The sequence below is a fragment of the Pseudomonas syringae genome, assembly GCF_021606685.1.
Lineage (GTDB): Bacteria > Pseudomonadota > Gammaproteobacteria > Pseudomonadales > Pseudomonadaceae > Aquipseudomonas > Aquipseudomonas syringae_R.
In genome coordinates this window covers 1-26,107 of sequence record NZ_WKCB01000006.1, presented here as the reverse complement: position 1 = coordinate 26,107, position 26,107 = coordinate 1, and the positions used below count along the sequence as shown (strand labels likewise).

At 60.8% G+C, this 26,107-nt stretch carries 19 protein-coding genes; 13 read left to right on the top strand and 6 right to left on the bottom strand.

Translation table 11 applies throughout. The annotated features are described in order from the left end of the window. Positions 1-15 precede the first annotated feature (15 nt). From GIW02_RS03995 to GIW02_RS03985, 3 genes are all read left to right on the top strand, one after another. Positions 16-837, top strand: coding sequence for an ABC transporter substrate-binding protein (locus GIW02_RS03995; RefSeq protein ID WP_236410478.1), 822 nt, complete (start codon positions 16-18; stop codon positions 835-837). Further along, positions 834-1,637: an amino acid ABC transporter permease gene (locus GIW02_RS03990; RefSeq protein ID WP_236410479.1), complete on the top strand. Its 804-nt coding sequence runs from the start codon at positions 834-836 to the stop codon at positions 1,635-1,637. Before GIW02_RS03995 ends, GIW02_RS03990 begins: the two co-directional genes overlap by 4 nt. A gap of 125 nt (positions 1,638-1,762) precedes the next feature. Then, the gene (locus tag GIW02_RS03985) at positions 1,763-3,091 is read left to right on the top strand and encodes an autotransporter outer membrane beta-barrel domain-containing protein (RefSeq protein ID WP_236410480.1); all 1,329 of its coding nucleotides are present in this window, start codon (positions 1,763-1,765) and stop codon (positions 3,089-3,091) included. Between the two features lie 70 nt (positions 3,092-3,161). Here GIW02_RS03985 and oadA read toward each other — a convergent pair whose 3' ends face one another. After that, positions 3,162-4,970, bottom strand: coding sequence for a sodium-extruding oxaloacetate decarboxylase subunit alpha (gene oadA, locus GIW02_RS03980; RefSeq protein WP_236410481.1), 1,809 nt, complete (start codon positions 4,968-4,970; stop codon positions 3,162-3,164). Between the two features lie 11 nt (positions 4,971-4,981). After that, complete coding sequence (locus GIW02_RS03975; RefSeq protein WP_236410482.1) at positions 4,982-6,397, bottom strand: acetyl-CoA carboxylase biotin carboxylase subunit; 1,416 nt, start codon at positions 6,395-6,397, stop codon at positions 4,982-4,984. 196 nt (positions 6,398-6,593) lie between these two features. Here GIW02_RS03975 and GIW02_RS03970 point away from each other — a divergent pair, with 196 nt between their 5' ends. After that, on the top strand, positions 6,594-7,568 hold the full coding sequence (locus GIW02_RS03970) for a LysR family transcriptional regulator (protein ID WP_101273658.1): 975 nt from the start codon (positions 6,594-6,596) through the stop codon (positions 7,566-7,568). On the opposite strand, the gene GIW02_RS03965 is transcribed toward GIW02_RS03970, so the two are convergent. The 3 genes from GIW02_RS03965 to GIW02_RS03955 form a co-directional block, all read right to left on the bottom strand. Beyond that, complete coding sequence (locus tag GIW02_RS03965; protein WP_236410484.1) at positions 7,498-7,695, bottom strand: PA3496 family putative envelope integrity protein; 198 nt, start codon at positions 7,693-7,695, stop codon at positions 7,498-7,500. The two genes, GIW02_RS03970 and GIW02_RS03965, sit on opposite strands and share 71 nt — an antisense overlap. Before the next feature lie 215 nt (positions 7,696-7,910). Next, the gene (gene hexR, locus GIW02_RS03960) at positions 7,911-8,777 is read right to left on the bottom strand and encodes a transcriptional regulator HexR (RefSeq protein WP_010168370.1); all 867 of its coding nucleotides are present in this window, start codon (positions 8,775-8,777) and stop codon (positions 7,911-7,913) included. A 162-nt stretch (positions 8,778-8,939) separates the two neighbouring features. After that, the gene (locus tag GIW02_RS03955; RefSeq protein WP_236410485.1) at positions 8,940-11,813 is read right to left on the bottom strand and encodes a GGDEF domain-containing phosphodiesterase; all 2,874 of its coding nucleotides are present in this window, start codon (positions 11,811-11,813) and stop codon (positions 8,940-8,942) included. Between the two features lie 247 nt (positions 11,814-12,060). Between GIW02_RS03955 and uvrD the strand changes: the two genes are divergently transcribed. The 8 genes from uvrD to GIW02_RS03915 all read left to right on the top strand — a co-directional run bounded on the left by uvrD (position 12,061) and on the right by GIW02_RS03915 (position 23,238). After that, positions 12,061-14,244 (top strand): DNA helicase II, encoded by a 2,184-nt coding sequence (uvrD, locus tag GIW02_RS03950; RefSeq protein WP_236410486.1) that lies wholly within the window; start codon positions 12,061-12,063, stop codon positions 14,242-14,244. Positions 14,245-14,433: 189 nt separating this feature from the next. Further along, positions 14,434-15,306 (top strand): Tim44 domain-containing protein, encoded by an 873-nt coding sequence (locus GIW02_RS03945; RefSeq protein WP_236410487.1) that lies wholly within the window; start codon positions 14,434-14,436, stop codon positions 15,304-15,306. 184 nt (positions 15,307-15,490) lie between these two features. After that, a complete protein-coding gene (locus tag GIW02_RS03940; protein ID WP_236410488.1) occupies positions 15,491-15,988 on the top strand; it encodes an RNA polymerase sigma factor in 498 nt (165 codons plus the stop codon). 43 nt (positions 15,989-16,031) lie between these two features. Next, positions 16,032-17,012: a FecR domain-containing protein gene (locus tag GIW02_RS03935; RefSeq protein WP_236410489.1), complete on the top strand. Its 981-nt coding sequence runs from the start codon at positions 16,032-16,034 to the stop codon at positions 17,010-17,012. A 144-nt stretch (positions 17,013-17,156) separates the two neighbouring features. Next, positions 17,157-20,270 carry a TonB-dependent receptor domain-containing protein gene (locus GIW02_RS03930; RefSeq protein WP_236410490.1) on the top strand — a complete coding sequence of 1,038 codons (3,114 nt, stop codon included), beginning with the start codon at positions 17,157-17,159 and terminating at the stop codon, positions 20,268-20,270. Positions 20,271-20,356: 86 nt separating this feature from the next. Continuing rightward, positions 20,357-21,118: a Slam-dependent surface lipoprotein gene (locus GIW02_RS03925; protein WP_236410491.1), complete on the top strand. Its 762-nt coding sequence runs from the start codon at positions 20,357-20,359 to the stop codon at positions 21,116-21,118. A 92-nt stretch (positions 21,119-21,210) separates the two neighbouring features. Beyond that, positions 21,211-22,710: a surface lipoprotein assembly modifier gene (locus GIW02_RS03920; RefSeq protein WP_236410492.1), complete on the top strand. Its 1,500-nt coding sequence runs from the start codon at positions 21,211-21,213 to the stop codon at positions 22,708-22,710. A gap of 120 nt (positions 22,711-22,830) precedes the next feature. Beyond that, on the top strand, positions 22,831-23,238 hold the full coding sequence (locus GIW02_RS03915) for an SMI1/KNR4 family protein (RefSeq protein WP_017739032.1): 408 nt from the start codon (positions 22,831-22,833) through the stop codon (positions 23,236-23,238). 234 nt (positions 23,239-23,472) lie between these two features. Here the strand turns inward: GIW02_RS03915 and GIW02_RS03910 are convergent, their stop codons facing one another. Then, on the bottom strand, positions 23,473-25,236 hold the full coding sequence (locus tag GIW02_RS03910) for a cation:proton antiporter (RefSeq protein ID WP_236419940.1): 1,764 nt from the start codon (positions 25,234-25,236) through the stop codon (positions 23,473-23,475). Positions 25,237-25,530: 294 nt separating this feature from the next. Here GIW02_RS03910 and GIW02_RS03905 point away from each other — a divergent pair, with 294 nt between their 5' ends. Further along, positions 25,531-26,007, top strand: a complete 477-nt coding sequence (locus GIW02_RS03905; protein ID WP_017739034.1) for an acyl-CoA thioesterase — start codon at positions 25,531-25,533, stop codon at positions 26,005-26,007. Positions 26,008-26,107: the final 100 nt, after the last annotated feature.

Here is a 26,107-nt window from a genome sequence, read left to right as displayed (position 1 = left end):
TAAAGGTGTCCGTCCTTGAAACTTAAACCGCTGCTGGCCTTGGGCCTGACGATTCTGGCTGCCTCCACTCAAGCCTTCGGCGGCGCCACCCTGGACCGGATCGAACAGAAGAAAGAGCTGGTGGGCGTGTTGATGGAAAGCTACCCGCCGTTCTCGTTTCTGAACGAGCAGAACCAACTCGACGGCTTTGACGTGGATGTGGCCAAGGCCGTGGCAGACAAACTCGGCGTAAAACTGCGCCTGGAGACCCCGTCCTGGGACGTGATTGCCGCCGGCCGCTGGAGTGGCCGCTACGACATCTGCATCTGCTCCATGACCCCGAGCAAGGCCCGCGCCCAAGTGTTTGATTTCCCGGTGGAGTACTACGCTTCCCCGGCCGTGATCGTGGTCAACGCCAAGGATGATCGCATTCACGGCGCCAAGGACCTGAGCGGCAAGAAAGTCGGCCTCACCAGCGCCTCCAGTTATGAAAGCTACCTGAACAAGAACCTGGTGATTGAAGGCGCCGAAGACAAGCAACTGCAATACCCGTTCGAAGACGTACAGATCGCGCCCTACGATACCGATAACGTGGCCTTCCAGGACCTGGGCCTGGGTGCCGGGGTGCGCCTGGATGCGATCCTCACCAACCTGGTTACCGCACAACCGCGCCTGAACCAGGACAAGCGCTTCAAGCTGGCCGGTGAACCGCTGTACGCCGAACCCAACTCAGTGGCCATCGAAAAAGGCGATGCGCAGTGGGACGCCAAAGTCCGTGAGGTGTTTGCGCAGTTGAAACAGGACGGCACCTTGAGCAAACTTTCGCAAAAATGGATCGGTGCCGACATCAGCCAATGAGTGTTTTTCCAAAACCTGCGCGACCACTGCTGGGCTTTCGCACACGCTTGTACCTGACCTGGGCAGCGATGCTCTGTCTGTTTGCCGGGTTCTTCCTGAGCTTTGACCTCAAGTTCTCGATCATCCTCGACAAGCTGCCCAACCTCGTCGGCCTGCACCTGGCGCCCAACGGCTTTTTGCAGGGGGCAGCGCTGACCCTGTTCCTGTGCCTGTGCTCGATCCTGGCATCGTCGCTGCTGGGGTTTGTCACGGCACTGGCGCGCTTGTCCAAAAGCGCCGTGGCGTTCGGCATCGCCACGTTCTACGCCTCATTCTTTCGCGGCACGCCGCTGCTGATCCAGATCCTGTTGATCTACCTGGGCTTGCCCCAGCTCGGGATTGTGCCTGGCGCCATCGCCGCCGGGATCATCGCCTTGTCCCTGAACTATGGGGCCTACCTCAGCGAGATTTTCCGCGCCGGTATCCTCGGCGTGCCACATGGCCAGCGGGAGGCCGCCATGGCCCTGGGCATGCGCGACCGCGCGATCTTCTGGCACGTCACGCTGCCCCAGGCGATGCGCACCATCATTCCGCCGACCACCAACCAATTCATCTCCATGCTCAAGGACTCTTCGCTGATCTCGGTGATGGGCGTCTGGGAGGTGATGTTCCTCGCCCAGTCGTATGGCCGCTCCAGCTACCGCTACATCGAGATGCTGACCACCGCGGCGATCATTTACTGGGTCATGTCCATCGGACTGGAACTGATCCAGGCGCGCATGGAGCGTCACTACGGCAAGGGCTATGTGCGCCGCGGATAATCGGCCTGAGTGCTAATCGCTCAAGACTAGAGACATGTCCCGCGCGCAAGGGATGCCTGCCCTGACAGTTATCCCCCCGTGCCTCACCTACATTCCCGGCCTCATATCACAGAGGTTGGGACCGTATGCCATCTACACCACATCGACTTTTACTCGCCCTCGCACTGGGCGCAGCCAGCATCCCATTGGCCCAGGCGCGCGGCGACATGGAACCCACCGACGAGTGGCTCACGTCAGCGCCCCTGAACGAGCCAACCCGCCAGCAACCCTCCACACTCGCCGAGCCGGTCTCCGCCGCCGACTTCTATTTCGCCGACCACGCAACCACCCATAACGGCCGGCAGGTCGCCGGCGTACTGGATCACGCCGTGAATACCCTCCTGAATTCCGGGGTGCTCGAAAAAAGTGAGGAACACCGGCTTGAAACGATCGGCCGGGACTTGAGCACGCTAACGCCTGGGCGCCTGGGCGCGGTCCTCGAGCAACTGGCGGGCAGCCAGCACGCCAACCTTGGCACCGCCACCCAAAACAGCATGCAGCCGATCAACGACACCCTGCTGGCGGCCACGCGCCAGTTGAGCGACCACACAGCCCTGGGTGATGACACCGGCGGTGGCCGCGCCTGGTTCCAGGTGCTGGGCAACACCGGCGAACTTGAAGGGCAGCGCGGCAGCATGAGCCTGCAGCACCGCACTCAGGGTTTGATGCTGGGCAGCGACTGGGCGATAGACCCGGCCTGGCGGGTCGGTGTGATGGCAGCCAAGTCCACCAGTGACCTGAGCGCCGCACGCTTCAAGGGCGGGCTGGACAGCTGGCATCTGGGCGCCTACGCCGTGCGCCAGGATGGGCCGCTGGGGCTGCGCCTCGGGGCAAGCCACAGCAACCATGTCGGTCAAAACAAACGCAGCGTGGCACTCGATGGGACGGATTACCGCGAACAGCCAACCGGTCAATACAACGCCAACAGCCAGAACGCGTTCGCCGAACTGGGCTACCGGTTGGACTCGGGCTATTTCAGTGTCGAACCGTTTGCCAGTGTCGGTTACCAGCGTTATCACCGCGATCGCTACACCGAAAAAGGCGGGCATGCCGCGCTGAACGTGGGCGCTCAGACCCAGCAAAACCTCAGCAGCAGCTTGGGTCTGCGCCTGGCCAGCGTGTTTGAACTGGGTAGCAGTATGGCCCTCAAACCGCAGCTGAGCGCCAGCTGGAAGCACCTCTATGGCGAGGTCAACGGCAGCGTGCGCCAATCCTCTGCCTGGGTGCAAAGGCCGGGCTTCAACAGTGACTTCCGCATCCAAGGCACCGCCCTGGACCGTGACAGACTGGCCGTGCAAAGCGGGCTGGAGCTGGCGCTGTCATCGCAACACAGCCTGGGCCTGGCCTACACCGCCGAGGTCGGCAGCTACAGCCGCAACCAGGGCCTGACGGGCCAATGGACCCTGGCCTTCTGATTTATCGCAGGCGAAAAAAAAGGGGGGCACCTGCCCCCCCGAGGATTAAGCGGTAGTGTCGAAGGCTGTATCAGCCTTCGATTTCAATCAGGATTTCACCCGGGTTGACCCGGTCGCCCTTGGCCACGTGAACGGCGGTGACCTTGCCGGCAATAGCTGCCTGCACTTCGGTTTCCATCTTCATGGCTTCGGTGATCAGCACGGCCTGGCCGGCCTTGACCACGTCGCCTTCCTTGACCAGCACGTCGACGATATTGCCCGGCATCGCCGTGCTGACATGGCCCGGCGCGGTGGCGTGCTTGCGATTGCTGCTGCCGCCACTGACGAACTCGTTGAGCGGTTCGAACACCACTTCTTCGGGCATGCCGTCGATGGACAAGTAGAAGTGGCGCTTGCCTTCGGCTTTCACGCCGACACCGGTGATGTCCACGCGGTAGCTTTCGCCGTGCACGTCGATGACGAACTCGGTCGGTACACCTTCGCCACCGGCACGCGCCACGCCGCCGGCTTCCGGGATCGGCAACAGCACTTCAGGGGCCAGGGTGCCGGCGTCGCGTTCTTCAAGAAACTTGCGCCCGATGTCCGGGAACATCGCGTAGGTCAGCACGTCTTCTTCAGACTTGGCCAGCGCGCCGATTTCGCCACGCAGCTTGGTCATTTCCGGCTTGAGCAGGTCGGCCGGGCGTACGTCGATCACCTCTTCGCTGCCGATGGCCTGGCGACGCAGTTTCTCGTTCACGGTGCCCGGGGCTTTGCCGTAGCCGCCTTGCAGGTAGAGCTTCACCTCGTTGGTGATGGTCTTGTAGCGCTCACCAGCCAGCACGTTGAAGAACGCCTGGGTGCCGACGATCTGCGAGGTCGGGGTCACCAGCGGCGGGAAGCCGAGGTCTTCACGCACACGCGGGATCTCGGCCAGCACTTCGCTCATGCGGTTGAGGGCGCCCTGCTCTTTGAGCTGGTTGGCCAGGTTGGAAATCATCCCGCCCGGTACCTGGTTGACTTGCACACGGGTGTCGACGGCAGTGAATTCGCTTTCGAACTGGTGGTACTTCTTACGCACCGCGTAGAAGTACAGGCCAATCTCTTGCAGCAGTTCCAGGCTCAGGCCAGTGTCGAATTCGCTGCCTTTAAGGGCCGCGACCATCGACTCGGTGCCTGGGTGGCTGGTGCCCCAGGCGAAGCTGGAGATAGCAGTGTCGATGTGGTCGGCACCGTTTTCGATGGCCTTGAGTTGGCACATCGCGGCCAAGCCCGCCGTGTCGTGGGAGTGGATAAAGATCGGCAGGCTCTGCTCGGCCTTCAGTGCCTTGACCAGTTCGCCAGTGGCGTAGGGGGTCAGCAGGCCGGCCATGTCCTTGATCGCGATCGAGTCGCAGCCCATGGATTCCAGCTGCTTGGCCTGGGCCACGAAGGCCTCGACGGTGTGCACCGGGCTGGTGGTGTAGGCGATGGTGCCTTGGGCGTGCTTGCCGGCGGCTTTCACCGCTTCGATGGCCACGCGCAGGTTACGCACGTCGTTCATGGCGTCGAAGATGCGGAACACGTCGATGCCATTCACGGCGGCCTTGGCGACGAACGCCTTGACTACGTCGTCACTGTAGTGGCGGTAGCCCAGCAGGTTCTGGCCGCGCAGCAGCATTTGCAGACGCGTGTTAGGCAACGCGGCGCGCAGTTTGCGCAGCCGCTCCCACGGGTCTTCTTTGAGGAAGCGTACACAGGCGTCGAAGGTCGCGCCGCCCCAGACTTCCAGGGACCAGTAACCGACTTTGTCGAGCTTGTCGCAGATCGGCAGCATGTCATCGGTGCGCATGCGGGTCGCCAGCAACGATTGGTGGGCGTCGCGCAGGATGGTGTCGGTTACGAAAATCTTCTTAGTCATTGTTGTATTCCTCACAGGCCTGCGTGGGCGGCGATGGCGGCGGCGATGGCCAGGGCCAGCTCTTCGGGTTTGCGCTTGATCGAGTAGTTGGTCAGCTCAGGGTGGCTTTCCACAAAACTGGTGTTGAACTGGCCACTGCGGAATTCCGGGTTGCGCAGGATTTCCTGGTAGTAGGCGGCGGTGGTCTTCACGCCCTGCAGGCGCATGTCATCCAGGGCTCGCAGGCCACGGTCCATGGCTTCTTCCCAGGTCAACGCCCACACCACCAGTTTCAGGCACATGGAGTCGTAGTACGGCGGAATGGTGTAGCCGGTGTAGATCGCCGTGTCGGTGCGCACGCCGGGACCGCCGGGTGCGTAGTAACGGGTGATCTTGCCGAAGCTGGGGAGGAAGTTGTTCTTCGGATCTTCGGCGTTGATGCGGAACTGCAACGCGAAACCACGGTGCTGGATGTCTTCCTGTTTCACCGACAGCGGCAGACCGGACGCGATGCGGATCTGCTCGCGAACGATATCGATGCCGGTGATTTCTTCGGTGATGGTGTGTTCCACCTGCACCCGCGTGTTCATTTCCATGAAGTACACCTCGCCCTCGGCGAGCAGGAACTCCACGGTGCCAGCGTTCTCGTAGCCTACGGCCTTGGCGGCGCGCACCGACAGGTCGCCGATGTAGGCGCGCTGCTCAGGCGTCAGCTGCGGGCTTGGCGCGATTTCGATGAGCTTCTGGTTACGCCGCTGGATCGAGCAATCGCGCTCGAACAGATGCACCACGTTGCCAAAGCTGTCACCGAGGATCTGCGCTTCGATGTGCTTGGGATTGACGATGCATTTTTCCAGGAACACTTCCGCCGACCCGAAAGCCTTGGTGGCTTCGGAAATCACACGGGGGAAGGCTTGTTCGAGTTCTTCACGGCTGTTGCAGCGGCGGATACCGCGACCGCCACCACCGGAGGTGGCCTTGAGCATCACCGGGTAACCGATGCGGTCGCCCTCGGTCAGGGCTTCGTGGATATCCGCGACGTTACCTTCGGTGCCAGGGGTAACCGGCACACCGGCCTTGATCATGCTGCGGCGCGCTTCGGTCTTGTCGCCCATGCGGCGGATGACTTCAGCGGAGGGGCCAATGAACTTGATCCCCCGTTCGGCGCAGATGTCCGCCAGTTCGGCGTTTTCCGACAGGAAGCCGTAACCGGGGTGCAGTGCATCACAACCGGTTTCCACGGCCAGGTTCACCAGCTTGCGCGGATTCAGGTAACCGGCCAGGGGCTCGGCGCCAATGCTGTGAGCTTCGTCGGCACGTTTGACGTGCAACGCATGGCGGTCGGCATCGGAATAGACCGCGACCGAGCGAATGCCCATCTCGGCGCAGGCACGCACGATTCGTACGGCAATTTCACCACGGTTGGCGATCAGGATCTTTTTTATCACTTGGAAATTCCCTTGAGCCGATTGCTGCGTTTTTCGACCCGCTAGACCCGGGTCGGCGCGTGACCAAATGTTTCATGACAGTCGCGAGACACACACTAAGCCTCAGCAGGGATTAACAAAAATCAATAATAATTGGGTTGTGTATAAGCAAAGACTTATAGTTGGCCGAACGGTCTCGGAAGAAAGGGCTTAAATATTGCGTAAGTCATTGATGCGTATGACATTGCGTCAGTTGCAGATTTTCAATGAAGTCTGTGATTTGCGCTCTTACAGCCGTGCAGCCGAGGAAATGTCCCTCACACAGCCGGCCGTTAGCCTACAAATTCGCCAGCTGGAAGAGCTGATCGGCCAGCCATTGTTCGATTACGTCGGCAAAAAGCTCTACATGACCGAGGCTGCCGAAGCCCTGCAACGGGCCAGCCGGGATATTTTCGGGCGCCTGGAAAACCTCGATATGCAGCTGTCGGACATGCAAGGTTCGCTGCAAGGCCAGTTGAAGCTGGCGATCGAATCCAGCGCCAAATACTTCGTGCCGCACCTGTTTGCCGCCTTCAAGCGCCAGCACCCGGAGGTGCAGTTGCACCTGACCGTGGTCAACCGCGCGCAGGTGATTCGCAGGCTGTCGGACAACCGCGACGACTTGGTGATCATGTCCATGGTGCCCCAGGACATGGGCCTGGAGTTCTTGCCGTTCCTCAACAACCCGATCGTCGCCGTGGCGCCGCCCGACCATCCATTGAGCCTGCAAGGGCCGCTGCGCCTGCAGGACCTGGAGCCTTACACGCTGCTGCTGCGTGAGCCGGGTTCCGGCACGCGGCTGGCGTGTGAGGAGTACTTCAAGGAGAAACGCGTGCACTTCACCCAGACGGTGGAAGTGGCCTCGGCCGAGGCGCAGCGTGAATGCGTGTGCGCGGGCCTGGGCGTGGCCTTGCTGACGCGCCATGCGGTCAACATGGAACTGGCCACCGGCGGGCTCAAGGAGCTGCCGGTGGAGGAACTGCCGCTGTACCGCAGCTGGTGCCTGGTGCAGGCCAAGGCCAAGCGCCTGTCACCGGTGGCCCATGCGTTCCTGGGCTTTATTCGCAGTGAGCGGCTACAGATCAGCGCGTTGGCTGAACGTTTCGCTGGGCAGCCACGGGTGCCTGCCAGTGGAGTTCCGGGTAGTCACTGATGCTTTGCAGCAGTTGGCGCTCGTCACAGCGATCTTCGATTGCACGACGAAACGCCATGCGGCGTTGGTCTTCCTGCTGACGACGGGTCTTGACGGAGCTGTTGCTGTCTTCAAAGTGCCGGGCCATTTGGAGTCTCCCAATGCGAGTACGGGGGAGTTCAGGATGGGCTTGGGGGATGACACGGCGATGACAGCCTGGTGAAGATTCTGGGCACACAGGAGATGCAAATGTGGGAGGGGGCTTGCCCCCGATAGCGGTGTATCAGCCAAAACATTCAGTGACTGACACACTGCAATCGGGGGCAAGCCCCCTCCCACATTTGGAATGGGTTTGGACTGTAGTCAGTCGTCGAGGGCTTTGACCGATTTGGGCGAGAGACGCAGGCTGCGCAAGCTGCGTTTAACACTCTTGAGGTGGTTGACCAGGCTCGGCCCGCGCGCCATGGCCACGCCCATCGCCAGCACGTCGATCACCACCAGGTGAGCAATACGCGAGGTCAGCGGCGTGTAGATCTCGGTGTCTTCGTGCACGTCGATCGCCAGGTTGACCGTGGACAGTTCCGCCAACGGCGTCTGGCTCGGGCACAAGGTGATCAGGGTCGCGCCACTTTCACGCACCAGGTTGGCGGTGATCAGCAGGTCTTTGGAACGGCCCGACTGGGAAATGCAGATCGCCACGTCGGTGGGCTTCAAGGTCACCGCCGACATCGCTTGCATATGCGGGTCGCTGTAGGCCGCCGCCGTGAGCAGCAACCGGAAGAATTTGTGCTGGGCATCCGCCGCCACTGCACCGGAGGCACCGAAGCCGTAGAACTCGACGCGCTGGGCCTGGGACATGGCCGTCACGGCTTTTTGCAGCTCCACCGGGTCGAGCTTCTCGCGCACTTCCATCAAGGTGTGCAGGGTGGTGTCGAAGATTTTCAGGCTGTAGTCGGCGACAGAGTCGTCTTCGTGGATCGCAAACTGGCCGAAGCTGGCACCGGCGGCCAGGCTCTGTGCCAGCTTGAGTTTCAAATCCTGGAACCCGGAGCAACCGATGGCGCGGCAGAAGCGCACGATGGTCGGCTCACTGATGCCCACGCTGTGGGCCAGGTCGGCCATGGAACTGTGCATCACAGCCGCAGGGTCAAGCAGCACGTGATCGGCAACCTTGAGTTCCGATTTGCGTAACAGGTGGCGCGACTGGGCGATATGTTGCAACAGGTTCAAAGGGCAGGACTCTTGTTATTGGCAGGTGCCAGGGATGTAGCAAGCTTGTAGTTATACTACAAGAATTAGCCTTTTACCCGCCCGATGCGTCACTAAATCGCCCTGCCCGCCTTTGAATCTAAGGGCAGCCAGGTTGTAGCCACAGGGGCTTGCGACGCGCCACTAGGGAAAATCTGCATTTTTCCGTAACAAATCTGCCAGCCCTTCTGCCGCCATCGGCCGACTGATCAGGTAGCCCTGCACCTCATCGCAGCGCTCCCCGCGCAGGAAATCCAACTGCTGCTGATCCTCCACCCCTTCGGCCACCACTTTGAGCGCCAAGCCGTGCGCCATGGCGATGATGGCCCGGGTAATGGCCGCGTCCTCTCGCCCCTGGCCGAGCCCACGAATAAAGGTCTGGTCGATCTTCACGTAGTCCACGGGAATGCGCTTGAGGTAACTGAGGGACGAATAGCCGGTGCCAAAGTCATCGATGGCCAGCTTCACGCCCAGGTCGCGCAATTGCTGGAAGGTCGCAATGATGTGTTCAACGCTGTCGAGCAGCTGGCTTTCGGTCAGCTCCAGCTCCAGGTATTGCGGGTCCAGCCCGGTCTCTTCCAACACCTGGCGCACCAGGCTGACCAGCTTGCCCTGACGCAACTGATGCACCGACAGGTTCACCGACACGCGGATCGGCGCCAGCCCCTGGCGCTGCCATTCGCAAGCCTGCCAACACGCCTGGCGCAACACGAACTCGCCCAGCGGCACGATCAGGCCGGTCTCTTCAGCCAGGCCGATAAAGTCCCCCGGCGGCACCATGCCCCACTGTGGATGCTCCCAGCGGATCAACGCCTCGGCCGCATTGAGCTTGCCGGTGGCCAGGCACAGTTTGGGCTGGTAGAACACCGTGAGCTGGCGCTCTTCGATGGCCTTGCGCAAGTGGTTCTCCAGCTGCAAACGCTCAAGCGTGCTGGCTTGCAGGCTGTCGGTATAGAACTGGAAATTATTGCCGCCCAAGTGCTTGGCGTGCTGCATGGCCATGTTCGATTGGCTGACCAACGCGGAAATTTCCCGCGCATTGTCCGGCAACAGGCTGACTCCCATCGAGGCACTGACCACCAACTCATGCCCTTCCACCGTCACCGGCACCCGTAGCTTGGCCAGCAAGCGTGTGGCCACGCGCGCCAGGCTCGACAGGTTGCCGTAGGCGTCAAACAGCACCGCGAATTCATCGCCGGACAAGCGCGCAATGGTGTCGGCTTCCGGCAAGGCATTGATCAAACGGCGCGCCATTTTCTGCAACAGCTGGTCGGCGACTTCATGGCCGAGGCTGTCATTGAGCAACTTGAAGCGGTCGAGGTTGATGTGCAGCAACGCCAGGCTGCGCCCGCCCTGACGCACGCGCTGGTGAGCCTCGCGCAGGCGTTCGCGAAACAGCGAGCGGTTGGCCAGGCCGGTCAGCTCGTCGTAGTGGGTGAGGTAGCGCATGCGCTCTTCGGACTCGCGCCGTGCCGACAGATCCGCGAAGAAGCCCACGATATGGCTGACTTTTCCGCGCACATCGCGCACAACGTTAAGTTGCAGCCACTGTGGGTACAACTCGCCGTTCTTGCGTGTTTCCACCAGTTCACCCTGCCAGGTGCCGTGGCTGAGCAACGCCTGGCGGATCACCGGGAAGTGGCGACGCGCGTCACGACTGCTGGGCAACTCCACCACGTTGCGGCCCAGCATGTCGTCGATATCAAAGCCGGTGACACGGCTGAAGGCCTGGTTGACGGCGATCAGTTTGTAGTCCGGGTCAAGGATCACAATCCCTTCGCTGGCGGCTTCAAAAACGGTGGATGCCAGACGCTGCTGTTCTTCCAGGGCCTTGCCGGCGCTGATGTCGCGGCGTGTACCGAGCATGCGCGTGACCCGGCCGCTGGGCGCACGTTCGACGGCGCGGCCGCGGTCTTCGATCCACACCCAGTGGCCATCGCCATGGCGCACGCGGTACTCCACCAGGTAGTCCTCGCTGCGCCCCTTGAGGTGTTCCACCAGCGCGCGCTTGAGCAGCGGCAAATCGTCGGGGTGCAGGCGCGGCTTGAGGTGGCTGAGCATCGCCGTAACGTACTCGGGCTCCAGGCCGAACAGCTCCTTGAGTTGGGTGTGGTGAACCTCGTCGGTCTGCAGGTTCCAGTCCCACAGGCCCAGCTCGCTGGCTTGCAGGGCCATGGCCAGGCGCGCTTCACTCTTATTCAGGGCCAGGCTGGTGGCATCCAGTTCCTGGCTGCGTTGCGCCACGCGGTCCTGCAGGCCGATGTGTGCCTCACGCAACTCTTGTTCGACCTGCCGGCGCTGCTCGACTTCACGCACCAGGTCCTGGTTCAACTGCTCGCTACGCTGCTGCGCCTGCTGCAAATGCTCGATCAACGCCTGGTTCTGGAAACGTCGCAACAGCCCGCGCTGGGTCAAACGGTTGACCTGCCACGCCACCACGCTCAGGGACCCCAGCAGGATCAGGCCAAGTACACCCCAGCCTTGCTGCTGCGGCGCGCCATTCCAGAACAGATACGCGATGGCCGGCACCAGGCACGGTACGGCGAAGGACAGGAACGCTGGCAGGCTCACGGCATAGGCCACGCTGGCCGACAACGTCGCGGCACCGATCAGGCCGAAGACCCAGGCTTGCTGCATAAAGCTGTCCACCGGTACCAGGGCGATGGCGGCGGTGGCCAGGGTCAGGCCGCTGACCGCCGAACCCAGCATGAACATGCGCCCCCACACCGGCTGGGCCTGACGACTGGGCATGGCCGAATCAAAGGCGGCCACCTGGATGACCCGCATCGCCACCAGCGCCAGCAGCCAGACCAGCCAGATGCTGTCCAGCAGGTATTGCTTGGGGTTCCAGAGCAGCCATGCGCAGACCAGGCCGTTTACCAACATCAACAAGGTCGGCAGCAGCGAGCCTTGATACAGCAGGCGTGTGCGCTCGACCGCCATCTGAGTGGCGTAATGTTTGCGGATAACCTGCGCAGGCGCCACCGAGGGGCCGAACAGATCAGGACTGAGGGTCATAGGCAGTGTTCTTATAATGGTGAGCCCGAAACGTCGACGGAGCATACACAAGCAAGCGCTTGCGCCAAACTGCTCCACGTCATAAAAACCGCACGTTCAGCCACCGCAAACCCAGAGGCCAGACGGCTTGAGCGAGACGCGACGGGGGCTGCGGCCGTTGACCGACCAGTCATCACCCGGAATATTTTCCGCCGACCACCCGGCATTGGGATTTGCCCGGGCCCCCTTAGGCCCCTAGAATGCGCCGATGCGCGATGATCTCTCTCTTTTGCTGAATTCCCTCAACGATGCCCAACGCCAGGCTGTTGCAGCCCCCGTTGGCCGTCAGTTGGTCCTGGCCGGTGCTGGCTCCGGTAAAACCCGAGTGCTGGTGCACCGTATCGCCTGGTTGATCCAGGTTGAAAACGCGTCCCCGCACTCCATCCTGTCGGTGACGTTTACCAACAAGGCCGCTGCCGAGATGCGCCACCGCATCGAGCAGTTGATGGGCATCAGCCCGGCCGGCATGTGGGTGGGCACCTTCCACGGCCTGGCGCACCGCCTGTTGCGGGCGCACTGGCAGGAAGCCGGCCTGAGCCAGACCTTCCAGATTCTGGACAGCGACGACCAGCAACGCCTGGTCAAGCGCGTGATCCGCGAGCTGGGCCTGGACGAGCAACGCTGGCCGGCGCGCCAGGCGCAGTGGTTCATCAACGGCCAGAAAGACGAAGGCCTGCGCCCGCAGCACATTCAAGCCAGCGGCGATCTGTTCCTGGCCACCATGCGCAGCATTTATGAAGCCTACGAGGCGGCCTGCGTGCGCGCCGGCGTCATCGACTTCTCCGAGCTGCTGCTGCGCGCCCTCGACCTGTGGCGCGACAACCCGGGCTTGCTGGCCCATTACCAGAAACGCTTCCGGCACATCCTGGTGGACGAGTTCCAGGACACCAACGCCGTGCAGTACGCCTGGTTGCGCCTGCTGGCCAAGGGCGGCGACAGCCTGATGGTGGTGGGCGACGACGACCAGTCGATCTACGGCTGGCGTGGCGCGAAAATCGAGAACATCTACCAGTATTCCGACGACTTCCCGGACGCGATCACTATCCGCCTGGAGCAGAATTACCGCTCCACCGCCGGGATCCTCAAGGCTGCCAACGCCCTCATCGCCAACAACACCGGGCGCATGGGCAAAGAGCTGTGGACCGACGGCGGCGAAGGCGAAGCGATCAACCTGTACGCCGCGTTCAACGAGCACGATGAAGCGCGCTACGTGGTAGAAACCATCGAAAGCGCGCTGAAAACCGGCCTGGCGCGCAGCGACATCGCGATTTTGTACCGCTCCAACGCCCAATCGCGGGTATTGGAAGAAGCCTTGCTGCGCGAACGTATTCCGTACCGCATCTATGGCGGCCAGCGCTTCTTCGAGCGCGCGGAAATCAAGAACGCCATGGCCTACCTGCGCCTGCTCGAAGGGCGTGGCAACGATGCAGCGCTGGAGCGGGTGATCAATATCCCGGCGCGCGGCATCGGTGAGAAAACCGTTGAAGCGATCCGCGACCACGCGCGCCATGCCGATGTGTCGATGTGGGAGGCCATGCGCCTGCTGATCGCCAATAAAGGCCTGACCGGCCGTGCTGCCGGCGCGCTGGGTGTGTTTGTCGAGCTGATCGAGAACCTGGCCGCCAAGTGCGCAGAAATGCCGTTGCACTTGATGACCCAGACCGTGATCGAACAGTCCGGGCTGATCGCCTATCACGAAGCGGAAAAAGGCGAGAAAGGCCAGGCCCGGGTAGAAAACCTTGAGGAACTGGTCAGCGCCGCGCGGGCGTTCGAAAACACCGAGGAAGACGAAGAGCTGACTCCGCTCGCCGCCTTCCTCGGCCACGCCTCGCTGGAAGCCGGCGATACCCAGGCCGACGAGCATGAAGACAGCATCCAGTTGATGACCTTGCACAGCGCCAAGGGCCTGGAATTCCCCTATGTGTTCCTGGTGGGCATGGAAGAAGGCCTGTTCCCGCACAAGATGAGCCTGGAAGAGCCCGGCCGCCTTGAGGAAGAACGCCGCCTGGCCTACGTGGGCATCACCCGGGCGATGCAGAACCTGGTGATGACCTACGCCGAGACCCGACGCCTGTACGGCAGCGAAACCTACAACAAGGTGTCGCGCTTCGTACGTGAAGTGCCCAAGGGGCTGATCCAGGAAGTGCGCCTGTCCAACAGCGTCAGCCGCCCGTTCGGCGGCGGCCAGCAGCAGAACTCCAGCAGCATGTTCGCTGGCTCAGAGATTCCGGAAACTCCATTCAGCCTGGGCCAGCAGGTCAAGCATGCGATCTTCGGCGAAGGCGTGATCCTCAACTTCGAAGGCGCCGGCGCCCAGGCACGCGTGCAGGTGAACTTCGCCGAAGGCAGCAAGTGGCTGATGATGGGCTACGCGAAGCTCGAAGCCGTCTGAAACATTTGCCTACATGAAGGTTAATGGCCCGCCCTTGTTTTTAACGAGCGCGGGCCAATATCTGTAATAAGTCCTACAAACCAATCCGAATTGGTCTTACGCAAAAGCCCGAAACATTATGCCGCTAGCCACTGTCACTACACCTGTGCAACATGGCGCGCGTGCAATCCACAAATGGGAATTCCCTATATGAAACGTTTTCTTAGCATCGCCATGGCGTTGTGCATCGGCCTGACGATGAGCCTCGACGCCAACGCCAAACGCTTCGGTGGCGGCAAAAGCATGGGCTCGGCGCCGACTCACCAGACCAGCCAAATGGCTCCATCCGCCGGTGGCATGGGCGGTGCAGCTGCAACCGCAGGCGCAGCCGGTGCTGCAGGCGCCGCTGCCAAGGCCGGCGGTGCTTCGCGCTGGTTGGGCCCTCTGGCCGGTATCGCGGCCGGTGGCCTGCTCGCTTCCATGTTCATGGGCGGCGGCTTCCAGGGCATGCAGATCTTCGACATCCTGATCCTGGCGGTCATCGCCTTTGTGATCTTCCGCTTTATCGCCGCCCGTCGCCGCAAGCAGCAGGAGCACCTGGCTCCGGCCGGCGCGCCGATGCAGCGTGAAGTGTTCGAGCAGAAGCCAGCCATGGGCTCGATCTTCGGTGGTTCGGCAGCGCCTGCCGCTGCCCGCCCGGTGATCAACGCACCGGCCTGGTTCAACGAAGAGCGTTTCGTCGAAGCGGCCCGCAGCCACTTCCAGTCCCTGCAGCAGCACTGGGATGCCAACGAAATGGACAAGATCTCCGAGTTCGTGACCCCGCAACTGCTGGAGTTCCTCAAGCGCGAGCGTGCCGAGATCGGCGACGCGTTCCAGTCGACCTACATCGACGACCTGCGCGTACAGCTGGAAGGTGTGGATGATCGCGCCGACAAGACCATCGCCACCCTGACCTTCAGCGGTGTGTCGAAGACCTCGCGTTTCGACCAGGGCGAAGTGTTCAGCGAAAGCTGGAACATGGAACGTGCCCAAGGCGAGAACCAGCCATGGCTGGTTGCCGGTATCCGCCAGAACGGCTGACCGCGTAGCGCCTTGAGCGTGCTGTAAACAGCCCCGGCTGTGTATTACCTGTAAAGGAAATACGCAGCCGGGGTCTTTTTTTGTCGGCCCAAAAGCTTTGAACAGTTTTGCTGGATTAATGAGAACGGTTCTCACTATACTCGTGTCCTCTCCCGGTTCTGCCCGAGCATAGGAACGTGCCGCCGTGCTGGAAAAACTGTTCAATCAACATGCCTCTGCGCTGCATCGTTATCTGCTGCGCAAAAAATGCTCCCCCAGCCTGGCGTCGGACCTGGTGCAGGACACGTTCCTGCGCATCGCCCAGCTGGAGAATCTGGAGCGCATTCTTTGCGCGCCTTCCTATCTGTTTCGGGTAGCGCACAACCTCATGATTGACCATCATCGGCGCTACGGCGAAAAGCGCTTCGATAACGACGCCGCGGCTTATTTCGCGACCCTGGTGGATGAGGCCAGCGGCCCCGAAGAACTGGCGTTCGATGCCCTGGCGATGGAGCAGTTGGAAAGCCTGCTGGAACGGATGCCGGAGCGCACCCGTGATATCTTCATGCTTTGCCGCGTTGAAGGAATGACGCACAAAGAGACCGCCCGCTATTTACGGATATCCACAAGCTCTGTACAAAAACACATGGCGATGGCACTGGCCAGGATCGGCAAGGCACTCGATCCCGACTCAGAGGATTAAGCCTTGGGTATTCCAGGACGCAAGAAGGTAACCAGTCAGAACCGTGAACGACTCCCCTCAGACTATCGACCCGGTAGAGCGCAACGCTGCCGACTGGGTGATGCGTCACCGCCAAGGACAGCTCTCGCCCCGTGAGCTGGAGGCTTTCCAGCGCTGGCAGGCGGCCGACCCCCGGCATGCCGCCGCCGCAAGCCGAGCTGATCGCGCCTGGCAAGCAACCGCCATGCTCAAGCGCCGTACCGGCTACGTAAAACCCCAACGCCCAGCGCGTGCCCGCTGGACTCGCCGGCCGCTGCCCGCCGGTGGTGCCGTGGTCGCATTGGCACTGGGTTGCTGGATGTGGCTGGCCCCGCCCTTCTGGTTAAAATCCCTGAACAGCGATTACCACACCGGTTTCGGTGAAACCCGCCAGATCACGCTGGTGGATGGCAGCCGCGTGGAGCTGGGCAGCCACAGCCTGTTGAGCATTGCCTACAACGAGCAAACCCGGCTTGTGCGCCTGAGCCAGGGCGAAGCCGTGTTTACGCCGGCGCCGGTCAGTGATCAGGAGCGGCGTCCGTTTACCGTGCGCGCCCCCGGCGCCGATATCACCGCCCGCGGAACACGCTACCTGGTGGGTGTGGGTAAGGACCGCGAAGGCTGGGTCGGGGTGTTGCAGCATCAGGTCGAAGTCAATCTGACGCCCCAGCAACGCGATGATGCGGCGGGCTCGGCGCAACTCGAGCAAGGCAACAGCCTGCGCTTCAGTCCGAAAACCGGCATTGTGCCGCTCAATACTCGCCCCGATGAGCTGGCCAGCTGGCAGGAGGGCCAGTTGGTCTTCCAACGCGAACGTCTGAGCGATGCCGTGACCCGTATCAATCGCTATCGTCCGGGCCTGGTGATGGTGAAAGGCGACGCCCTCAGCGATGTTCGTATCAGCGCTGTCATGCGCCTGGATCATCTCGACGACGCCCTCAAGCGCCTGGCGGACCAGGCCCACGGGCGCGTACTCGACCTGCCCGGCCTGACGCTGATCTATTGACGATCGGCGCCACGCCGCGCCCACTCTGCATATTCATATAAATCCTGATACATAGATCATATCGATCTATCGCGTTTGTGTGGCTGCTGCGTTTCTACTACATGTGAATAACTCTTATTTGCTTTAGTGAGGCCGGCTTTGCACATGCAACAGAAGAACAAGAAGCGCAAAGCGATAAACCGCACGCAACTGAGCCTGGGCATTCAGTTGGCGGTTTTTGCACTGTGCGCCAATGCTGCAGATATCAGCTCCACGCGGGGCAACTTCGTGCCCAGCGCGTCACACGCCCAAACTCGTGGCGGCTATCACGACTTCGATGTGCCCGCGTCCTCACTGGATGCCGGCCTTGTGCTGCTGGCACGTCAGGCAGGCGTGGAACTCTACCTGGGCAGCAACGACCTCACCGGTCGCAACGCCAACCCGGTCAAGGGCCGACTCTCCCTGGACGCCGCATTGCAGCAATTGCTGGCCAATCAGGCCGTCACCTACAGCCTGGTCGGCGAGCCTGAGCGGCCTGTCATCCAGGTGCAATCCGCGCAAGGCACGAGTGCCATCCAGCAAGGCGACCTGGCGCCGATCTACGTGCTCGGCATGGAGGGCAAGGAGTCGCGCGACGAAAAGGGCTACAACGACGTCTACGACCAGGACACCTCCTCGGTCTACTCCGGCAAGGAGCAGATCGAACGCTACAAAGGCGCCGCGCCCGCCGATATGTTCAAGGGCATGCTCAACGTCTACAGCGGCGACGGCCGCAACAGTGGCGCGCTGGACCCGAACGTACGCGGCATCCAGGGCCCCGGCCGCGTGCCGCTGACCATCGATGGCACCGAACAGGCGTTGACGGTGTATCGCGGTTACATGGGCGCCAACAACCGTAACTACATCGACCCCAACCTGATTGGCAGCATCAAGGTGCTCAAGGGGCCAAACCTTGAACGCAACGTCTACAGCGGCGTCGGCGGTGCGGTGGTGGCCAACACCCTGAACGTGGATGACATCCTCAAGGAAGGCCAGGAGTACGGTGGCGAGCTGAAAATGGAAGCCAGCAACAACGCGGTGTCCCCCAAGCTGCCGACGCTGATGACCGGGCAAAGTCCGCCTGCCGACTACCAGTACATCCCGATCTATTCCTACTACGACCCGTCGCTTTACAAACACCCGCGCACAGGGCGCGACAACAACCTGTTCTCCGGCGACGACACGGCCTATCGCCTGGCCCTTGGCACTCGCCAGGAAAAATTCGAGCTGCTTGCCGCCTACGCCTACCGCGAAAAAGGCAACCACTACGCGGGCAAGAACAAGACCGATTTCTACTCCACCGGCAAGCAGATCAACGGCCAGTTCGACTACATCCCCAACCTGGCCAATATCTACAAGCCGGGCGATGAAGTGCCCAATACCTCGAGCAAGATGGAGTCCTGGCTGGCCAAGGCCAAACTCAAGATCGATGAGGACCAATCCCTGGAGTTCGGCTACCGCGACACCGATTCGCTGTACGGCGAAATCATGCCGTCGCGTATCTCGTTCTTCCGCCCCGGCGACCAGTTCGACGCCGAAACCAGCGGCGTACCGCAATGGCCCCTGAGCCATGTACAGAGCAAAGCCTACAACCTGGAATACAACCTCAAGCCCCAGGACAACCCGTGGGTGGATTTCTATTCCAACTTTTGGGCCACCAACACTCAAAGCGATACCTACACCAGCGGCGGCGTGCCCAATGCCACCAGCGCGGCCAACCCGCAGTTCAGGAACACCGCTGTGGCCAACGCCCAGCATGACCGGGCCGGGGTGACCCTAAGCAATAAATTCAAGATGCTCGACAGCCTGGACCTGACCCTCGGCGCCAGCTACCAGCATGAAAAGCTCAGTTCCAAGGATGACTATTACGATCCTGCGATCTTCGACACCTTGCGCATGAACCCACGGGCCGGGCGTCGTGATGAGCGCGAGTACAACTTCAACTTCGATTGGCGCCCGGTGACCTTCGCCAAATTCACGGCAGGCGCGCGGTATTCGTCGTATTGGGCGTTTGATGATTACTTGAAGCAAACCCAGGACAGCACCGGGGTCACCACGCAGTTCGTGGAGTCCGGCAGGACCGTCAGTTACACCACCCGAAAAACGCTGAGCACGGCCGAGTGGCAAGCCGATGTCGATCAGAAAGTCGCGGCCAACCAGTTCTTCTGGGACATGTTCGGCATTCCGGAAGCCCAGCGCCTGCAAGAAATAGAACAGATCAAGCAAGACACGCCGCGTGTTCAGGACACCCAGCATCAAGCGAACTGGGCCAGTAACGGAAAAGGCAAATACTCGCGCGCCAACAACCCCTGCATCAATGGTTTGAATGCAGGTGAAAACATCATCGCGTGCAGTGCCTCCGGCAATAACATCGGCTATCAAAAAGATGTCAGTGCTAAACACCAGAAGGACAGTGACTGGGCACCCAATGTGTCCGCCACTTTTTACACCTCGGAAAACGGCAGAGTGTATTTCCGTTATAGCGAAGCTATTCGTTACCCCAGCATGTTTGAAAGTACGCTTGGCTTTTCTTCATCGGTCAATCCCTGGGGGCTGGAGCCCGAACATGCGTATAACTATGAAGCCGCGTATATCCATAACCTAGCGGGCTGGGGCGGCAGTGAACGCGCCGATATAAAACTGACTTATTACCACAACACCATCAAGAACGTCATTGAGCGCAGCCCGGAGTTACGCTTCAGTAACCTGGAGAAACAGACAACTTCCGGGGTGGAGTTCCAGGGGCGTTACGACAACGGCCGTGTGTTTACCGACCTGAGCATCGCCCATGTGCTGAAAAACAAAGTCTGTGACGAAGACTCGGCCGTCGCGATCAGCACCAACGGCAGCACGCCCAATTGTGTGGAGGACGGCTTTGTGGGCGGTTACCTGGTGAGCATGGCCCAGCCGGAATGGTCGGCCAACCTGGGGCTGGGCGCGCGCTTCTTTAATCGCAAACTTGAAGTTGGCGGGCGCGCGATTTATTACCGTCAGCACCAAAGCAAGTTCTACAGTAATTACCCAGACAGCGCGATGGTCAGTTATTACATCAATACACCGATGTCGTGGGACAGCATTATTACCTACGACGCGTACGTCAATTACAAGTTGACGGATGACGCGTCCATCGAACTGACCGGCACCAACTTGAGCAACCTTTATTACATCGATCCCTTAACCCGTTCGGCCATGCCCGCACCGGGTCGAACACTGAAAATCGGCTTTACCACTACGTTCTAACTTGTGAGGTGCACCATGGGAGGCTAAGAGAACTTGGCAGATGCTTGACGTGTTGACTTAATTAAATTCACTCAATGGATGATGAAATGAAAACTTTCAACTACACAGTATTGGCAGTGGCTCTTCTTGGTTTGGCTGGCGTTGCTCAAGCAGATGTTTCTTCGGGGCAAAGTTATACCGGCGCAATTGTCGTTGAAGGCACTGGCGGCACGGGTACCGTGAACCACCCTGGCACTCCAGGCCAGCCGGCCGTTGGCGTCCTGGCGTTTTACGGCGGTGCAAAAGTAGGCTTCAGCGGCCTTAAAGGCATGGTTGCCACGGACGCCAACGGCGTTACCACGATCACCCCGGCCATGATGCCAGCCTCCCATGCGGCGCTGGGCAACTTTGACTTCAAACAGGTCGCCACGCAGCAGGTGTACTACGGCGAGTGGTCGCAGAACGGCACCCACAACGACCCGACCCGCGTCGTGTACTACTCCGGCGACACCACCGGCCGCGTACTGCCAACTGCCAACGTGACCTATGCGGTACAAGGCATCAACAACTACTCCGGCGCCAACGTGCTGTCCGGCGACCTGACCGCATCCTTCGGCACGGCCTCGCCGACCCTGACCGGTTCGATCGCCAACGCCAACCTGCGCGTGGCGGTGAACGCCAACATCAACACCACCACCGCCGCCTTCAGCGGCTCCGCAGCAGCCCTGAACCCCACCACCAACGGCCTGCTGTCCACCGGCACCACCCAAGGCAGCTTCTTCGGCGCAGGTTCTACCGCGTCGCTGGCCGGTATCGCCAAGTTCGCCAACCGCGACTACGACACCGCTTTCGGCGGCGTAGCCAAGTAAGCGCGGCGTGAACTGATGTAGCACCCGCAAGCAAGTGCCTGACGGTCAGGCACTTGCTTTTGGCGTTTTGAAGCGATTCCGAGAGCCCGGTAATGCCCCAGCCCTACTGCAAGCGCCCCCTCACGCTGCACCTGTTGCCCTTTTCTTTGCTGCTGTTCATGGCCCCGGCGGTGTTCGCCGCCGACCAGGACACCACCCTGCGTCTTAACCAGACCATCGAGTACCGCGCCAACAAACAGGAGCGCGAGCTGCTCAAGGATGAACTGCCCAGCGACGGCAGCGCGCCACTGCTGGACATCGACGGCCAGACCTACACCGTCGGCAACAACCTGGATGAGCTGGGCCGCGCGGTGTACGTGTCCGTCCAGCGTCAGCAATGGCCCCAGGCCCGCGACTATCTCAAACGCTACACCGCCCTGCCCGGCCACGACCCGATGCTCACCGCCTACGCCAATGGCGGCCTGGCCCGCGCCGACGGCGATCTGGACCAGGCAGAAAGCGACTATCGCGAACTGCTCGCCCTACAACCCGACTTCCTGCCCGGCCGCCTGGAATTGGCGCGGGTACAGTTCGAAAATCGCAAGGACCGCGACGCCAAAGTCGGGTTCGAGCAGATCAGCACCGGCCTCAGCCCGTCAGACGCACAGGCAATGGGCCTGGGCAAGACGGTCGACAGCTTTATCCAGGCGCTCGACCACCGTGAAGACTGGCAAGGCTCCTTCGCCATCGGCCCGACCTGGAGCGACAACCTCAACCAGTCTTCCGAAAGTACCGTGACCTACCGCTTCGTCACCGATCAGCAAACCATCCTGGTCAAACGCTCGCTGCCCAAGGCCGTGTCTGCCCATGGCCAGGACTACGAAGCCACGCTCAACAAACGCGTGGCGATCAGCGGCCACCATGGGTTGTTCGTACGCTCATTACTGTATGGCCAGGCCTACGAAAAAGAGAGCATGTACAACGAAGGCACGGTGATCAACAACGCCGGCTACAGCTACCACGACGCGCGCAACCAGTACGCGTTCGGGCCGTCGTACGAGTTCAACACCATTGGCGACAATGCCATGTACAGCGCCTGGGGGCTGCACGGTGAGTGGATGCACACCTTGTCCGCCACGCGCATGTTCAAGCTCGAAGGCGACTACAAGGACATGGCGTACAAGCACGAGATCAACAGCAACCTCGACGGTGGCACCCGGTCGGTGTACGCCACGCTGTTTCAAGTGCTGCCGCGCCAGTGGACGGTGTTCGGCGGCGTCGATATCACCGACCGTAACACCCGCGACCGCACGGCGGCCTACCTGCAAAAAGGCGTACGCCTGGGGGTCGCCAAGGACTTTGACCTCGGCGTCAGCGCAGTCCTTTTCGCCTCGTACCGTCAGCGTCAGTACGATGCCTACAGCGCAATCCTCGATGACCGACGCTATGACGAAGAACAAGGCTACACCTTCATTCTGCGTGCGCCGCGCCTGGCGGTGTACGACATCGTTCCCAGCCTCACGGTCAAATACAGCAAGGTGCAGAGCAATATCGACTGGCTTTACTCCTACGACAAAAACAGCATCAGCCTAAAACTGGAGAAACAGTTCTAGTCCGCCGTTGTCACAGGCAATGTGCTGACGCCGGGATTTCTATTTCACGGTTGCACTTATAGCGAGCTACTGTATAAAACGCCCCTATAAACCGCGCCATCTAGCAAGAGGATCCCGGCCGTGGAAGAAATCATCGAACAATTGCGTGAAGCCAACGAACCGGTCCCGGTTCCTCTGGAACTGCCTGACGAAGACCAACTGGTGGAAATCGAAGAACAGCTGTTCATCGACATCCCGTTTGTCTTCCGCGAATTCCTGCTGACCGTCAGCGACGTGGTCTACGGCAGCCTGGAGCCGGTGACCGTCACCGACCCGCAATCGCACACCTACTTGCCGGACGTTGCCGCCAACGCTTGGGATGCCGGCGTTGACCGCAGCATGATCCCGATCTGCCAGGACGGCGACGACTACTACTGCGTCGAAGAAGACGGCACCGTGGTGCTGTGGTCGGGCGAAGAAGAGCTGGTCACCGAAGAAACCTGGGAATCGGTATGGCACTGGGCGCGGGACGTCTGGCTGGAAAGCTGATACCTGTGCAGAAGGGCTTTGGGTGTTAACCGAGCCTTATTGTGGCGGCAAGACTTTGTGGCGAGCGAGCTTGCTCGCGTTGGGCTGCGAAGCAGCCCCAGCCCGGCACATGGGTTCTTTCAGGTGTGGCGAGGTGAGCTTTTTGGGACTGCTGCGCAGTCCAACGCGAGCAAGCTCGCTCGCCACAATAAACTCACTTGCCACAACAAGCGCGCTCACCCCATGCCGCACTAGTTAGTGCTCCGGCGAATCCTTGTGGTTATCCAGCGTCTCCAGCAAGGCGACCTGCATCCGCGTATGCACGCGGATAAACCACCGCCAGAGCACCGCCGCCACCGCCGCCGTGACCACGGCGATCAGCACCAGCAACTTGTTGGTCGGCAGAATGCTGGCCGACAAGGCTGCCAACAGCAGGAAGATCACCAACAGCGACAACAGCGGAATCAGCTCGGCGATCACCCGCCGAACACGCTGGGTATGCCGCCCGGCCATCTCCGGCTTTACGCTCATCTCCGCCAGCAGCATCGACAGCGCCTTGAGCTTGCGGTACGCCGCGATCAAGAACGGCAGCGACAGCAGCAACGCCCCACCCCAGATCAACGCCTTCTGCCAGCTCGGGTCACTGATCCAGCCCTCCAGATACCCGCCAATACGCACGGCGAAGTAGCTGCCGGCAAAGAAGATCGCCACCACCAGCGCCAGGTTCACCCCCACTTGCAGGATGATCTTGCGGATCATCGACGCCAGCATCGCGCCCTCACCCTGCGGCTGAATGCTGCGCAGCCATTCGCCGTACATGCCAAACACCCGGCTCATGCGCTTGGGCATGACCGCCGCAATCTTCAACGACAGCGGGTCAGCACCGCGAATCAGGTAAGGCGTCAGCAGCGTGGTAATCGCCGACACCGCTACGGCCACCGGATACAGAAAGTCGCTGGTCACCTGCAACGTCATGCCCAGCGCAGCGATGATGAAGGAAAACTCGCCAATCTGTGACAGCCCCATGCCTACACGCAGTGAGGTGCGGCCATCATTACCGGCGATAAAGGCACCCAGGCCGCAGGACAACATCTTGCCCAGCACTACCGCCACGGTGATTACCGCGATCGGCCAGGCGTACTGCAGCAAAATCTGCGGGTCGATCATCAAACCAATTGCCACAAAAAAGATGGCGCTGAACATGTCGCGAACCGGTTCGATCAGGCGCTCGATCTTAATCAACTGACGGGACTCGGCCATGATCGCGCCGATCAGGAAGGCGCCCAGCACCATGCTGTATTCCAGCTTGACCACCAGCAGGCAGAAGCCGAAACACAGGCCCAATACGGTGATCAGCAACATCTCGTTGCTTTCGAACTTGGCCACGTAGGCGAGCAGGCGCGGCACCAGCAAAATGCCGATGACCAGCGCGACAATCATGAACAGCGAGAGCTTGCCGACAGTGGAAAACACCTCGCCGGAGCTGACCGTACCGCTGACGGCAATGCTCGACAGCAAGGCGATGATGCCGATGCCCAGAATGTCTTCGACGATCAGCACGCCAAAGATCAGCTGGGCGAACCGCTGGTTCTTCATCTTGAGGTCGTTGAGCGCCTTGACGATGATGGTGGTCGAGGAAATCGCCAGGATCGCGCCGAGGAACAGCGAGTCCATGGTGTTCCAGTCGAACCAGCGGCCGATTTCGTAGCCGATCCAGATCATCAGGATGATTTCCAGGAACGCCGCGATAAACGCCGTGGCGCCGACCTTGAACAACTTGCGCAGGCTGAACTCCAGGCCCAGGCAGAACATCAGGAAGATCACCCCCAGTTCGGCCAGGGTCTTGATGGTGTCTTCGTCGTGGATCAGGCCGAACGGTGGTGTATGCGGGCCGATGATAAAGCCGGCGACGATGTACCCCAGCACCACCGGTTGCTTGAGCCGGTGAAACAGGATGGTGACCACCCCTGCCACCAACATGATCACGGCCAGGTCCTGGATAAAGCTGATGGCGTGCATGGCGAGGGGCTCCTTGAGGGTACTGGCGCTTTTCCCACTTCCACACGCGCCTTTGTTCGGTCGCAAAGCGCGGAAGGAAAAGTCTGCCTTGATCGTAAGAAATGCCCTGAGATGGGCTTTTGAAGGTTAACACCGCGACTTCCAACAGAAAGCCGGTGCAATATATGGAAACAGATCGGCGCAGGCGTGACGACCAGCCGCCCACCGGCGTCCCGTTAGGGATGGCGCTGCAAAAGATTCCAGCACCCGCAGAGGTGCCTCCCCAACCAATGCCTACAAACCCGTGAGTGTGCTATGGAACCCGGAAACGCCCAGCTGTCGATGACGGTATTGATGACCCCTGACATGGCCAACTTCTCAGGCAATGTCCACGGCGGCACCCTGCTCAAGTATCTCGACGAAGTGGCTTATGCCTGCGCGAGCCGTTATGCCGGCCGTTATGTCGTGACGTTGTCGGTAGACCAAGTGATTTTTCGCGAGCCGATCCATGTCGGTGAGCTGGTGACCTTCCTCGCGTCGGTCAACTACACCGGCAACACGTCGATGGAAGTGGGCATCAAAGTGGTGACCGAGAACATCCGCGAGCGCTCGGTGCGCCATACCAACAGCTGCTTCTTCACCATGGTTGCCGTGGACGATCAGCGCAAACCCGCCGCCGTCCCACCACTGCAACCGCACAACAGTGAAGACAAACGCCGGTTCGTGCAGGCTCAGCAGCGTCGGCAGATCCGCCAGGAGCTGGAGAAGCGCTACCAGGAAATCAAAGGCTGAAACGCCGAAAATCCCGGGATGTAAACCGAATCAAAATGTGGGAGCGGGCTTGCTCGCGAAGGCGGAGTGTCAGTCACTGAATAATTGACTGACACTCCGC